Here is a 14,282-nt window from a genome sequence, read left to right on the forward strand (position 1 = left end):
AGCGTCACGTGATCGACAGGCGTCTATAAGCAAGATATTGTGATAATTAATTCATATGATAACTGGTAACTCGAAGGGCCTAAAAATGACTTCCCACACTGCTCACACTTTAGCGAAACAGGTTGACTCGCCTGTTATTGTTGCATTGGATTATGACAATCAGAGTGCAGCGCTGGCATTTGTTGACAAGATTGATCCAAAATCTTGTCGTCTGAAAGTGGGCAAAGAAATGTTCACACTGTATGGCCCGCAATTTGTTCAAACGCTGCATCAGCGTGGTTTTGATGTGTTTTTGGATCTTAAATTTCATGATATTCCCCATACAACGGCAAGGGCTGTCGCCGCCGCGGCTGAACTGGGTGTATGGATGGTTAATGTCCACGCAACGGGGGGGGCGAGAATGATGACAGCGGCTAAAGATGCGTTACTGCCTTACGGTAAGGATGCCCCCCTGTTGATTGCGGTGACTGTGCTGACCAGTATGGAACAGTCTGATTTATTGGACATAGGCCTTGATATCACGCCAGCACAATATGCTGAGCGTTTGGCGTTGTTGGCAAAACAGTGTGGGTTGGATGGTGTCGTTTGCTCAGCTCATGAAGCACAACAACTGAAAACAGCATGTGGACAGACGTTCCAACTGGTGACACCGGGTATTCGCCCTGAAGGTGCTGCTGCCGGTGATCAGCGCCGGATCATGACGCCGCCTCAGGCGGTTCAGGCTGGCGTAGATTATATGGTGATTGGTCGTCCTATTACCCGATCAGACGATCCCGCATTGGCGCTACAGCAAATTAATCAATCAATAGGGCGCGTTCATGGATAATAACTCGCGTTTGGTTTATTCAACCGATCAGGGACGGATTCAGGAAACAGAAGTCAAACCTGCCCGTCCAACAGGTGATGGCATTGTGCGTATCCAGCGTCAAACCAGTGGCCGCAAAGGAAAAGGCGTTTGTGTAATTACGGGTATCGATGCCGATGACCAAACATTGATTAAGTTGGCAGCCGAATTGAAGAAAAAATGTGGCTGTGGCGGTTCTGTCAACGAGGGGAAAATCGAGATCCAAGGCGATAAACGTGACCTGTTGAAGCAGTTGCTGGAAGCAAAAGGCATGAAAGTGAAACTGGCCGGCGGTTAACTTCGGTCTGTTATACACCAATCCATAATAGACAAGCTATGCAGACAATAAACTGTATAGCTTGTGAATGCTAAATATATATTCCGCTTTACTGACTGGGCTTTATTTATCCAGCTCCTCGTTTTGAGTCACAATGCGTGCAGCGGCGGCTAATACATCGGGACGAGGGTGGGCTTCTTTGTTCTCTGGTTGGGTAAAGTAAGTCGCCAAAACCAGGGGCGTGCGCTTGGCGGTTGGCCAAATTACAGCAATATCATTGGTTGTACCGTAATCGCAGCGACCGGTTTTATCACCTACAAGCCAATCGTTTGGCACACCTGCCCGAATGCTGGTGTTACCGGTTGTATTTCCTTTTAGCCATACCGTTAGTTGTTCCCGTTGTGTTGTCGCCAAAGCATGCCCTAGTGCTAAATGGTATAAACTGTCTGCCATTGCTTGCGGTGTGGATGTGTCACGCTTATCACCCGGTACAGCGCTGTTTAACGCCGGTTCGGGACGATCAAGACGAAAATGATTATCACCAATAGTGCGGGCAAACTTTGTTACTTCATGCGGGCCATTAAGTTGGTTAAGCAGTAAGTTCATCGCCGTATTGTCACTATATTGTAGTGTTGCTGCGCTCAATTCCCCGAATGTCATGCCGTCTTTGAGGTGTTTTTCTGTTACAGGACTGTACTCAATCAGATCGGATTGCTGATAATGAACGCGTTGGTTTAATAAGTGAGCATTTGTTTCACTCTTTTTCAAAAGAGCGGATACTGCCATTAATTTACTGGTGCTGCATAGCGGAAAACGTTCATTCGCACGATAAGTGATAGTGGAATGATCAGAGGTATCTATCAACACCACACCAAGCCGACCATTGCTCTCTTTTTCCAGATTAGAAAGCTGGTGGATGATTTCTTTCTTGTGAGGAATGTGATGTTGATTTACAGCCGCGCAGGCTGGAAACGTCAATGATACACCAAACAAGGAAGTCAAAGCAGCGATGAAACGTTGTCTGTTTAATAAAGAAAGTTGCATATGAGATGCCTTTAGGGGTTAAAAAAACTGCCGCCATCAATGGCGGCAGAGATGTTCTATCGGGCAGTCACTTTAAAATAGGATTTAGACAGGACGAGCCACAATATTGCGGGTTTCCATTCTGACTTCTTCAATGCGGACATTGATGATGTCATTCAAGCGGTAAACCGTCTCGCCCTTAATTAATACGGAACCTGTTTCTTGACTGCATTGAAGTTCATCGCGGACAGCATGCAAGAATGGACCGGGTACAAATGCGACGGCACCATTATCGATCAGCCGTACTCTCAGACCACCCCGGGTGATATCGATAATTTCTGCCGGGAAGGTTTTCTCAGTACCAGCATGGGGGCTGAGGAAACGGGCATAGAGCCAATCGCCAACATCACGCTCTGCCATGCGGTTAGCGCGGCGGCGTTCTGTTAATTGCAGGCAAAGCGCTTCGGTCAATTTGTCTGCTTCAACTTGCTGAATAATGGCTTTCAGTAAGCGATGGTTGATGATATCGCTGTATTTACGGATAGGTGATGTCCAGGTCGCGTAAGCGTCAAACCCAAGCCCGAAATGTGGGCCGGGTTCGGTCTTGATTTCGGCAAAAGTCTGGAAACGGCGGAGGCGGCTGTCCAGGAATTGAGTTGGTTGTTTATCCAGTTCACGGCGCAATTCACAGAAACCTTCCAGTTTCAGTAAGGCTTCCGCATTCGCTTCAATACCGTATTCTTTGAGGACTTCAACGACTTGGTCAATTTGAGTGGCTTCAAAGCCAGTATGGACGTTATAAATACCAAAACCTAATTTATCACGCAGAACTTTAGCGGCACATAAATTTGCAGCGATCATGGCTTCTTCAACAATACGATTAGCTGAGCGGCGTTGTTCAATCACGATATCAACAACATTTCCGCCTTCATCAAGCATAAAGCGATAATCTGGGCGTTCTTTGAAAATCAACGCATTTTGCAGACGCCAGTGATTGCGGCGTTCACACATCTCTTTCAGCAGCGTGATTTGGGCCGTGACTGCTTCTGATTCTGGTTTCCAGCCTTCCTTGCCTTCTAACCAATCTGAAACTTCGTCATAAACCAGCTTATATTTAGATTCAACCCATGCCGTGAAGAACTGGATATCATCGCCCAATTGACCCTCAGCCAGAATAGAAACCTGACAAACCAGAGCAGGGCGGCGCACATTAGGACGCAGTGAGCACAGGTCATCAGATAATTCACGGGGAAGCATCGGAATATTAAAACCTGGCAGATAATTGGTGAAACTGCGTTGATAAGCAATTTCATCCAGTTCGCTACCGGCTTTGATGTAGGCCGTGGGATCGGCAATCGCAATAGATAGCTTCAGGCTACCATCGTCATTTTGGGTGATGTGCAGTGCATCATCCATATCTTCGGTGGTTGCACTGTCAATAGTGACAAAATCAAGCGCTGTCAGATCGATGCGTTCGATAGGGTGATTATCAGCATTATCATCCAACTGACAATCCTTCATTGCAGGGGCTTCACGCTCCAAATTGTGGCGGGTTAAGGTGACCCACCAGGGGGCGTAATGATCATCACCTTGCGTAATATAGCCAGTAATTTCAGCATGAAAACCGCGATCGCCTTTCAGGGGATGCCGACGCATTTCTGCGACGGCCCAATCGCCATTTTCAAAGGTATGGGTAATTTGGTTTGCAGGACGACAAGGAATAGCATCTTTTAATAATGGGTGGTCAGGAATAATCCAGAGCCGATTGTCGTTTTCTTTCTTCTGGATCCTGCCGACAAAACGGGTCAGAAAGGGTTCGACCAGAGAGTCAGGTTCGGCGATCTCTTTTTCTTTGTCTGTGTGGATAGCCGCGATAATTCGGTCACCATGCATTACTTTCTTCATATGAGGCGGTGGAATGAAGTAACTTTTTTGTCCATCAACTTCTAAAAATCCAAAGCCTTTCTCAGTTCCTTTGACTAAACCTTCAACACGCAAAGTTTGAGCGTGAAGTTGCTGTTTTAGCTGCGCAAGCAGCGGGTTATTTTGAAACATAATATTTGAGGAGTATGAAGTTATTATCGATAATTTAGGTAACAGTTTTACGCGAATCAGGGATATGGAGCAAGTAACATCTTATAAAAATAAGAAAAACTGTGGGGTACAACCTAAAATTGTCTACAGTGTGCCCATCCAACATAACCCGATAATCAGTGGGACACTATTATCCCCATATGCTTCTTTTTGGTGTAAATTGCGCTGGATTTGCTATAAAAGAAAACGCCAAATATCATCTCTTATGACGCAGGTTGTTGGATTGATGGGGCGGTTTGGGACGCTGTTTCCTATCGTGATAAATAGGAAACAGCCTGTTGGAGATTAAAGATAAAGTAATGATTCAGTGTATGGTATGCTTAAGTTATTCTGTTTTGCTCTCAAACTCACACAAGTCTTCAATAATACAAGATCCACAGCGCGGTTTACGAGCAATACAGGTATAACGCCCGTGTAAAATAAGCCAGTGATGACAATCAACTTTGAACTCAGCAGGCACCACTTGCAAAAGTTTCTTTTCCACCTCATCAACATTCTTTCCGGGGGCAAAGTGTGTTCGGTTACTGACGCGGAAAATATGGGTGTCAACCGCAATGGTTGGCCAACCAAACGCGGTGTTTAACACAACGTTCGCTGTTTTGCGACCAACCCCCGGCAGCGCTTCTAATGCTGCCCGATCCTCAGGCACTTCACCTTGATGTTTTTCTAGCAACATCCGGCAGGTTTTAATCACATTCTCAGCTTTAGTGTTATATAACCCAATGGTTTTTATATACTCTTTCAAACCATCAACGCCCAGGTCAAGCATGGCCTGCGGCGTATTCGCCACCGGATACAATTTTGCCGTTGCTTTATTCACACTGACATCCGTCGCCTGAGCAGACAATAAGACGGAAATAAGCAACTCAAATGGGGAGTTGAACACGAGTTCAGTCGTTGGGTGTGGATTGTGCTCCCGTAAGCGGGTGAGTATTTCAACCCGTTGTTGTTGTTTCATAACTGGTGACACCTTCAGCTTCTTGTGATATGGCTTCCACAGCCTTTGTCTACATTGTATTGGCGTGCTTTATTTTCTGACCGATTTTTCATTCGTTCATCAATGAGATATTTTCCGGCTAGCATTAAGCCTAATCCAATGAAAGCCCCTGGAGGCAGGATGGCGAGCAGGAAGGGCGAATCCATATGGATAATTTCAATACGCAATGATGTTGCCCAACTACCCAAAAGTAAATCTGCGCCATCAAACAGTGTGCCATTCCCCAGAATTTCGCGTATTGCGCCCAATACGAACAGAGCAAAAGTTGCACCGAATCCCATCGCAAGACCATCAATCATTGAATGATAGATTGAGTTCTTGGAGGCATAAGCTTCCGCCCGGCCAATCACGATACAGTTAGTCACTATCAAGGGAATAAAAATGCCCAATGATTCATAAAGCCCGAAGGCAAAAGCATTGATTAGCATTTGGACGGCACTGACGACGGACGCAATGATCATCACATAAATGGGAATGCGGATTTCATGAGGTACCCAACGACGCAAAGCAGATACTGCGATATTGGTACTCAGCAATACCAGGGTAGTCGCCAGACCTAATCCTAAAGCATTGGTTGCCGTAGAAGAGACGGCTAATAAAGGACAAAGCCCCAAAAGCTGCACCAATGCAGAGTTGTTTTTCCATAGTCCCTGACTAAATAGGTTTTTGGTTTCATTCATGGTTATTTCTCTCCACAGGTTGGCAGCGAAGAAAGTTGTGTCGGTATGGTTTCCAGATAAAGCGTTGTCCGTTTAACTGCATTGACAACAGCACGAGGTGTGATCGTCGCACCGGTAAATTGATCAAACTCGCCCCCATCTTTCTTAACTGCCCAGTTCGCATCGTTCTTTGCGGTCACTTTTTTACCTGAAAACGCATAGATCCAATCGGATATTCGGGTATCAATTTTGTCGCCCAGTCCTGGTGTTTCATGATGTTCTGTCACGCGGACACCTAACACTTTACCGGCGAAATCAGCGCCCACCAGTAATTGAATTGCCCCTGAATAACCATCAGGTGCCGTGCTTTCTAACGCAGCCGCCACCGGCTCACCATTTTCACGGGCGAGATAAAGGCGGTGAGGTTGGTTGCTGCCTAACGCCTTGTCTGTCACTAGATAACACTCATTTTGCATATCATTATTATAAACGTTAGGAGGAACAACTTGATCTAACAATATCTTATGCTGCAAAGCGGCTTGTTCAGCAATACGGTCTTTGGTTAATGAATAAACCATCGCCGTTAACCCTGTCGTGCAGGCGGCGAAAATTGCGAGAGTAATCCCGTGACGGCGCATAGTTTCTAACATGGTAATATGGTAATCCTCTCTTTTCCTATTGATGGCCGTAAGCACGGGGTTGAGTGTAATGGTCAATCAGTGGTACGCATATGTTCGCTAATAATACCGCGAAGGCTACCGCGTCCGGGTAACCGCCATAGACACGGATTATCCAGATAAGTCCACCAATGATGGCACCGTAAATCAGGCGACCTTTTGGCGTTGTTGATGCACTAACAGGATCGGTGGCAATAAAAAATGCGCCTAACATGGTAGCACCGGAAAAGAGTTGTAATAACGGTGGTGAATAGCGGGTCGGATCAATAAGCCAACTCAATAGTGCACACGCCCCTAGTGACAAAATAAATGCCGTTGGAATTTGCCAGTTAATGACTTTTCGGTTGAGCATCATCAGACCACCGGCCAGATAAGCAATATTGACCCACTGCCAGCCAATGCCAGCCAGAGCGCCCTGTAAGATAGGTTGTTGCAATACCTCACGGATATCATGGGTCAGCCTGCCAGTTTTAAAACTATCCAGGGGGGTTGCCTGGCTTAATCCATCAATACCTTGTTGCAGTTGTAATACTGTGGAACCATCGGGTGTATGTCCGGTGAAAATAACCATCAGGCTATCCCACGGTGTCAACGTAAATACCTGTAAACTCGCTGGAGGGTTCCAACTGGTCATTTGCACAGGAAATGAGATTAGCAGAACAACATAACCAACCATGGCAGGATTAAATGGATTTTGTCCCAGCCCGCCATATAAATGCTTAGCAATAATGATAGCAAAAAATGTTCCGAGCACGATGAGCCACCACGGTGCTAATGGTGGCAGGCTGATCCCTAAGAGTAATCCTGTGACTAAAGCAGAATTATCTTTGAGGCAGGGAAGAATCAACTGTTTTTTCAGGGTGATCGCAGCGGATTCCGCTAATAATGCGGTAATGACTGCCAACAAGATCTGAATCAGTGTTCCACAGCCAAAGAAATAGGTTTGTACTGCTATACCCGGTATTGCAGCTAAAACTACCCACAACATGATCTGGCTGGTGCTTTTTTGATTGTGTGTAAAAGGCGAACTTGCGACTTTTAGCAGGTTGTCAGTTTTTACTGGCCTAAATTTCATCGATAAATTTCACTATTCTATTGTAATATCTTGTTTTTCCTGAGCTAAAGCCGCTTTTTTGGATTTAGTACGAGCAATGGCCGCAGCAACGGCAGCTTTACGCGGATCGGTTTCTTCAGCTAATACTGTTGTCGTTGTATCCAGGTTTGCAGTCGCTTGTTTTTCTGCCTGACGAGCACGTAATTGTTCTTTTCTGGCCTTACGTGCTGCAATGGCTGCTGCATTATCAGGCAGTTGTCCCGCTTGAATGGTGATAGATTCACCCGTTGTGGCCTGTTTTTCTTTTACGCGGGCAAGAGCGGCTTGTACAGCATGTTGATCTTTGCTATCCACTTGAACCATCGATTTCTTATGGCGTTCTTCACGAGCCTGTTTTTCCCGTTCCATCCGGGCCTGTTTGGCTTCAAAACGCATTTTGGCTTCCGCAGAACGGCGTGTTTCTGCGTCTATCGTTCGTATTTCGGCTTTTTCCTGTCGATAGTATTGCACCAGCGGAATATTGCTTGGACATACATAAGCACAAGCACCGCACTCGATACAGTCGAATAAATGGTGGTTTTTGGCTTTTTCATGTTCTTGGCCACGACTGAACCAATAAAGTTGCTGAGGCAATAATCCGGCAGGACAGGCTTCAACGCATAAACCACAGCGAATGCAGGCCTCTTCCGCATCTTTGGGCGCCATTTCTTGTTGTGAAGGTGCCAGAATACAGTTACTGATCTTGACGATAGGAACGTTCAGGTCAGGTAGTGTAAAGCCCATTAATGGCCCACCCATAATGACCATTTGTTCTGAGCCAGGTTTAAATCCTGCTTGTTGTAACAGGAATTGAACCGGTGTACCAAGACGCGCCCAGAAATTACCGGGCGCAGTCACCGCCTCACCTGTCAGCGTGACAACGCGTTCGATTAATGGCTCCCCATCAATAATGGCGCGTTTTATCGCCACGACGGTTCCCACATTTTGCATGAGGATGCCAATATCAGAAGAACGCCCGCCAGAAGGAACTTCTTTGCCGGTCAGGATTTTGGTGAGTTGTTTGGCACCGCCAGAAGGATATTTTGTCGGAATAACGCGTACAATGATGGAATTATCCCCATTGAGTGCGGTGTTCAGAGCATGAATGGCCGCCGGTTTATTATCTTCAATCCCGATCAGCACCTGCTTTGGATTGAGCAGATGTATCAAAATACGGATACCTTCAATCACTTCTTTCGCATGTTCTTGCATTAAACGATCATCGGCGGTGATATAGGGCTCACACTCTGCGGCGTTAATGATCAATGTGTTGAGATTATGTCGGCTACCTTTAAGTTTTGTCTCTGTAGGGAAGCCCGCCCCGCCTAAGCCTGCGATGCCGGCTTGTTGAATACGTTTCAGTATTTCATCAGCACCCAGGGTTGTGTAATCCGTTATCTGTTGGCGTTCTCCCCATTGATCTTGACCATCGGGACGTAACCGGACGCATAATTCTTTCAACCCAGAAGGATGTGCCGTGACATAAGGCTCGATTGCCATAATAGTGCCGGAGGTAGACGCATGAACAGGAAGCGTTTTGCCCATCCCAATCGTTAATGCCTGGCCTTTCAACACCTGATCACCCACTTTCACCAGCAATTCCCCTTCAGGCCCTAAGTGCTGCTGTAGAGGAATGATTAACTCATCCGGTAATGGGGCTTGGCGTAGTGGGGTACAGCTAGATTGCAGCTTCATTTCCGGTGGGTGAATACCACCAGCAAAATCCCAGATTTTATTTTTGTTAAGCAAGTTGAATAGATTAAACATGGTTTTTAACCTCAACAGGCTTAGCAGGAGAAAATAAAGTTGGCTCTGGTGTGACGGAAATATTTTTGACCGGAATGGTGTTTAAATCCCATTTCCAGTTTGCCGTCGTCGTAGTAACGGGGATCATCGTAATGCAGTCTGTTGGGCAAGGTGCGACACACAGGTCGCAACCGGTGCAGAGATCTTCAACAATGGTGTGCATGGCACGGTTTGCACCAATAATCGCATCGACAGGACACGCCTGAATGCATTTTGTGCAGCCGATACAGTTTTCTTCATCAATGAACGCCACTTTTCTGGTGGGATTTTGAACATTTTCATCGCCATCCAGAGGCTGAGGATCAACCCCCAATAACTCTGCTATTTTGAGCATCGTTTGCTCGCCGCCGGGGGCGCATTTATTGATCATTTCACCATTGTTGGCAACGGCTTCTGCATAGGGGCGACAGCCTGGATAACTACATTGCCCACATTGACTCTGAGGTAATAAATTATCGATTTTTTCAACAATCGGATCTTCTTCTACTTTAAAACGACGAGCGGCAAAACCAAGAATGATACCAAAGGCTAATCCCAGAACACCTAACACGCCGATCGCAATCCATAATGACATCATCAGAATTTCACCAAACCACTAAAACCCATAAATGCGAGGGACATTAACCCGGCTGTAATCAGCCCTATCGAGGAACCCCGGAAAGGAGCAGGAATGTTGGCAACCGCCAGACGTTCTCGAATAGCGGCAAATAGCACCATGACAAGGGAAAAACCGACCGCAGCACTAAAGCCATAAACGGCAGATTGTAGAAAACCGTGGGATTGATTGACATTGAGTAATGCAACACCAAGTACAGCACAGTTGGTTGTAATCAATGGCAGGAAAATCCCCAACAGGCGATAAAGCGTTGGGCTGGTTTTACGAACGACTAATTCAGTAAATTGAACGACGACCGCGATGACAAGGATGAAGCTCAGGGTTCTTAAATACATTAAATCAAGCGGGACAAGAATAAACGTATTTATCAGCCATGAACTGATCGACGCCAGGGTGAGAACAAAGGTCGTTGCCAGCCCCATACCAATGGCGGTTTCGAGTTTTTTTGACACACCCATAAAAGGGCATAGCCCCAGGAACTTTACTAAAACAAAGTTATTGACCAGAACTGTGCCAATAAATAACAAAAGGTATTCAGTCATTGCTATACCTGAAAATAAGATAATAGAAAGTGGAACACGGCTTATATCGTCTGAATAGAAATTCCCCACTGGAATGTGGGGTAAGTGGGGGCAATGATAACAACCAATTGTGGGCTATGTTATCGATCTTGTGTGAAAGTCATTTTGACGTGATAAGCACGTTTTATTTCAGGAATGAAAGAAAATGGACGAATAAACGAAAGTTTTTATCGTAATCAGGACAAAATCATCAACCAGATAATAAAAATATTGGAAAAGCGGGGAAAAGACAATAGGAAAAAGAGCATCGGACAGAGATCAGGATTATTTGCTAACGTATGATAGTTGGTGATATTTTCTGATGCCTGGTTGGTCGTTATGGTATTACGATCATTAGCTCAAAGAGGTGGTTATGAGTGAGGTTTTAAACGTTGGTTTGGTTGGTTATGGTTATGCAAGTAAAACGTTTCATGCGCCATTGATCGCGGGGACAGCCAATGTTGAATTGGTTGCCATTTGCAGCAGCAATGTAGATAAAGTCAACAAAGATTGGCCAGCCGTATCTGTTGTCTCTTCCGCACAGGCACTTTTTGACGATCCGAATATTGACCTTATTGTGATCCCAACCCCGAATGATACTCACTACCCATTAGCCCAAAGGGCGCTGGCGGCGGGTAAGCATGTTGTTGTTGATAAGCCTTTTACTATTACAGTAGAGCAAGCCCAATCACTGAAAAAACAAGCGGAAGAAGCGAATTTATTGCTATCTGTATTCCATAATCGTCGTTGGGATTCTGGCTTTCTGACGGTACAGTCAATTATTAAGGAAAAGAAATTAGGCGCCCTGAAATATTATGCCTCCCACTTTGACCGTTATCGTCCCGTTGTTCGTCAGCGTTGGCGTGAAGCTGCCGGAGCGGGTAGTGGTATTTGGTATGATTTAGCGCCTCATTTGTTGGATCAGGCGGTGCAGCTTTTCGGTAAACCGCAGGCGATCACGACAGATTTAGGCATGATCCGCCCGAATGCAGAGACAGCAGATTATTTTCATACACAGCTTACTTATCCTGATTTGAAAGTTGTCTTACATGCCACCATGCTTGCTGCAACAGAATCACCTGTTTATACATTGCATGGGATGTCAGGGAGTTATATCAAGTATGGTTTAGATCCTCAGGAAGAGCGGTTGAAAGCAGGAGAAAGACCGCCACGGGCAGATTGGGGATATGATGCACGAGATGGTTATGTGACGTTGTCACAAGGGGATGATTTAATTACGCAGGTTATGCCAACAAGACCAGGTAATTATGGCACTTATTATGCCGCAATCCGGGATGCGATTTTGTTTGGCAAACCGAACCCGGTGACGGCTAGCGAAGCAATTTTGATTATGAAGCTGATTGAAGCAGGTGAAAAATCAGCAAAAGAACGGCGTACAATATGCATTGATTGATAAAGTGGCCGGTAGCGCAAGGAGAACTCTATTGATGAACGTGTTGCAGAAACTAAGAATTGACCCTTTTCTGGTGATCCTGATTACAGTGGTAATCATCGCATCGTTCTTTCCTTGTGAAGGTGAGGCTAAAACGTGGTTTCAATATTTAACAACGGCAGCGATTGCGTTGTTATTTTTTATGCATGGTGCGAAGTTATCCCGTCATGCCATTTTGGCTGGCATAGGGCACTGGCGGTTGCATCTGGTTATTTTCACTAGCACGTTTATTTTATTTCCTATATTGGGCATGGGATTAAGTTTTATCGTGCCAGAATGGATGTCACCAACGGTTTATATGGGGTTTCTTTATCTTTGTGTTTTACCTGCTACCGTGCAATCGGCTATCGCCTTTACTTCCGTTGCCGGAGGGAATGTTGCTGCCGCGATATGCAGTGCTTCCGCTTCAAGTTTATTAGGTGTATTTCTGTCACCATTATTGGTGGGTTTATTGATCCGGACTCATGAAGCGGGTGGACATCCTGATACGTGGCAAGCGATAAAAGATATTATCTTGCAGCTTATGGTGCCTTTTATTGTTGGACATTTATCGCGTCCTTTGATTGCTCGTTGGGTGGAAAAACACAAAAAATGGGTCAATATGACGGATCGTTCTTCCATATTGCTGGTGGTCTATGTTGCATTTAGTGAAGCGGTGGTGGAAGGTATTTGGCACAAAATAGATGCTTATTCGCTGCTGATGATTGGGATCGTCTGCTGTATTTTATTGGCGCTGGTATTAATGATTAATGTGTATAGTGCGCGTTTATTGGGATTTGGCAAAGAAGACGAAATCACGATCGTGTTTTGTGGCTCGAAGAAGAGTTTAGCGAATGGTGTCCCCATGGCGAATGTGCTGTTTCCTGCGGCAATAGTGGGGGTGATGTTGCTACCATTGATGATTTTCCACCAGATCCAATTAATGGTCTGTGCTGTGCTTGCTCAGCGTTATGCACAGCGCCTGAGCGCAAAAAAGGCAGAGTAGTTTTCTGCCTTTATCATCGTGTTTAAAATTTAAGTCATGTTTCTTAGCGGCTAGCGGCTAGCGGCTAGCGGCTTTGTCTTTCAGAGCCTGTTTTTCTGCTTCGCTGAGAAACGCTGTTGCCAATCCATTAATCTGTGCCTGTTTAATCATAGCGGGCGACAGACCTGCTGCTGGTGCAGCAATGGTGTATTCATGACCAATGTCAATGCCTTCTACTGCTGGATCATCGGTATTGATAGATGCCAGAATGCCGTGTTCAAGGAATTTTTTCAGTGGATGAGCTTGTAAGGTGCTGACCGTACTGGTTTGCAGGTTTGATGTCAGGCAGGATTCAATACCAATACGATGTTCAGCCAGGTAATCCATTAGGGCAGGATCGGTGATGGCTTTTACGCCGTGACCAATGCGGGTTGCGCCTAACTCACAAATAGCATGCCAGATGCTTTCTGAACCTGCCGCTTCACCGGCATGTACACTAATATTCCAGCCAGCATCACGCGCCTGGATGAAATGCCGCTCAAAGAGATGGCCAGGAAACCCTAGTTCATCGCCAGCCAGATCTAAGGCAATGATATGTTGCTTATGGGCAAGTAGCCCGGCCAGTTCTTGAGAACAGGCTGCTTCACCAAATGTTCTGCTCAGGATACCCATTAAACGGATCTGAATATCATGCTGTTGACTTGCTAAATGAATGCCGTCGATGACGGCTTCTACGACACCTTCAACGGGAAGCTGGTGTTTCATCGCCATGTAATAAGGGGAAAAGCGTAGTTCAGCGTAATCCAGCCCGGCATTGACCGCATCTTCAACGTTTTCTATCGCAACCCGGCGGCAAGCGTCTAAGTCGGCCAGAACAGTGACTCCCCAGTCCAGTTTCTGGAGAAAACTAACGAGGTTAGGCTCATTTTCAATGATTTGGACATGAGGACGTAATGTTTCCAGTTCATACGCTGGCAGTGGGATATTATGTTGACGAGCGAGATCCAAAATGGTTTCGGGGCGAATATTACCATCAAGGTGGCGGTGTAAATCCGTCAATGGAAGCTGTATGTCAATCATTTTCTTATCCTTCTTATTAAATTGTAGATATACAAAAAAGCCAGTCAACAGGTTGACTGGCGAGAAAGTGAAAGTACTCTTTGCTATTTTAATCTTAGCGATGTTTTAGCTGAGCCGACTATTAATAACCTGATACAAG

The 14,282-nt window shown here is 45.7% G+C and carries 14 protein-coding genes; 4 read left to right on the top strand and 10 right to left on the bottom strand.

Annotated features, from left to right (window positions below):
• Positions 1-85 precede the first annotated feature (85 nt).
• A complete protein-coding gene (pyrF, locus tag XPG1_RS07610; protein WP_045958551.1) occupies positions 86-826 on the top strand; it encodes an orotidine-5'-phosphate decarboxylase in 741 nt (246 codons plus the stop codon).
• The gene (yciH, locus tag XPG1_RS07615) at positions 819-1,142 is read left to right on the top strand and encodes a stress response translation initiation inhibitor YciH (RefSeq protein ID WP_045958552.1); all 324 of its coding nucleotides are present in this window, start codon (positions 819-821) and stop codon (positions 1,140-1,142) included. Before pyrF ends, yciH begins: the two co-directional genes overlap by 8 nt.
• A gap of 102 nt (positions 1,143-1,244) precedes the next feature.
• Here yciH and bla read toward each other — a convergent pair whose 3' ends face one another.
• The 9 genes from bla to rsxA all read right to left on the bottom strand — a co-directional run bounded on the left by bla (position 1,245) and on the right by rsxA (position 10,628).
• A complete protein-coding gene (gene bla / locus XPG1_RS07620) occupies positions 1,245-2,165 on the bottom strand; it encodes a class A beta-lactamase (protein WP_052708268.1) in 921 nt (306 codons plus the stop codon).
• Positions 2,166-2,249: 84 nt separating this feature from the next.
• Positions 2,250-4,199, bottom strand: coding sequence for an exoribonuclease II (locus XPG1_RS07625; RefSeq protein ID WP_045958553.1), 1,950 nt, complete (start codon positions 4,197-4,199; stop codon positions 2,250-2,252).
• 364 nt (positions 4,200-4,563) lie between these two features.
• Complete coding sequence (gene nth / locus XPG1_RS07630) at positions 4,564-5,196, bottom strand: endonuclease III (protein ID WP_045958554.1); 633 nt, start codon at positions 5,194-5,196, stop codon at positions 4,564-4,566.
• Between the two features lie 14 nt (positions 5,197-5,210).
• Positions 5,211-5,915, bottom strand: coding sequence for an electron transport complex subunit E (locus XPG1_RS07635; protein ID WP_045958555.1), 705 nt, complete (start codon positions 5,913-5,915; stop codon positions 5,211-5,213).
• A gap of 2 nt (positions 5,916-5,917) precedes the next feature.
• Positions 5,918-6,544: an electron transport complex subunit RsxG gene (gene rsxG, locus XPG1_RS07640; protein WP_045958556.1), complete on the bottom strand. Its 627-nt coding sequence runs from the start codon at positions 6,542-6,544 to the stop codon at positions 5,918-5,920.
• A gap of 25 nt (positions 6,545-6,569) precedes the next feature.
• A complete protein-coding gene (gene rsxD, locus XPG1_RS07645) occupies positions 6,570-7,646 on the bottom strand; it encodes an electron transport complex subunit RsxD (protein ID WP_045958557.1) in 1,077 nt (358 codons plus the stop codon).
• A gap of 12 nt (positions 7,647-7,658) precedes the next feature.
• Positions 7,659-9,431 (bottom strand): electron transport complex subunit RsxC, encoded by a 1,773-nt coding sequence (gene rsxC, locus XPG1_RS07650; RefSeq protein WP_084717279.1) that lies wholly within the window; start codon positions 9,429-9,431, stop codon positions 7,659-7,661.
• On the bottom strand, positions 9,424-10,047 hold the full coding sequence (rsxB, locus tag XPG1_RS07655; RefSeq protein ID WP_045958558.1) for an electron transport complex subunit RsxB: 624 nt from the start codon (positions 10,045-10,047) through the stop codon (positions 9,424-9,426). The genes rsxC and rsxB overlap by 8 nt, the downstream gene beginning before the upstream one ends.
• Positions 10,047-10,628 (bottom strand): electron transport complex subunit RsxA, encoded by a 582-nt coding sequence (gene rsxA / locus XPG1_RS07660; RefSeq protein WP_045958559.1) that lies wholly within the window; start codon positions 10,626-10,628, stop codon positions 10,047-10,049. The genes rsxB and rsxA overlap by 1 nt, the downstream gene beginning before the upstream one ends.
• A gap of 391 nt (positions 10,629-11,019) precedes the next feature.
• On the opposite strand from rsxA, the gene XPG1_RS07665 reads away from it, so the two are divergent.
• Positions 11,020-12,060, top strand: a complete 1,041-nt coding sequence (locus tag XPG1_RS07665; RefSeq protein ID WP_045958560.1) for an oxidoreductase — start codon at positions 11,020-11,022, stop codon at positions 12,058-12,060.
• Between the two features lie 34 nt (positions 12,061-12,094).
• Positions 12,095-13,084: a bile acid:sodium symporter family protein gene (locus XPG1_RS07670; RefSeq protein ID WP_045958561.1), complete on the top strand. Its 990-nt coding sequence runs from the start codon at positions 12,095-12,097 to the stop codon at positions 13,082-13,084.
• Between the two features lie 57 nt (positions 13,085-13,141).
• Here the strand turns inward: XPG1_RS07670 and add are convergent, their stop codons facing one another.
• Positions 13,142-14,143 (bottom strand): adenosine deaminase, encoded by a 1,002-nt coding sequence (add, locus tag XPG1_RS07675; protein ID WP_045958562.1) that lies wholly within the window; start codon positions 14,141-14,143, stop codon positions 13,142-13,144.
• Positions 14,144-14,282 lie beyond the last annotated feature (139 nt).

The organism is Xenorhabdus poinarii G6, from assembly GCF_000968175.1.
In the GTDB taxonomy this organism is placed as follows: domain Bacteria; phylum Pseudomonadota; class Gammaproteobacteria; order Enterobacterales; family Enterobacteriaceae; genus Xenorhabdus; species Xenorhabdus poinarii.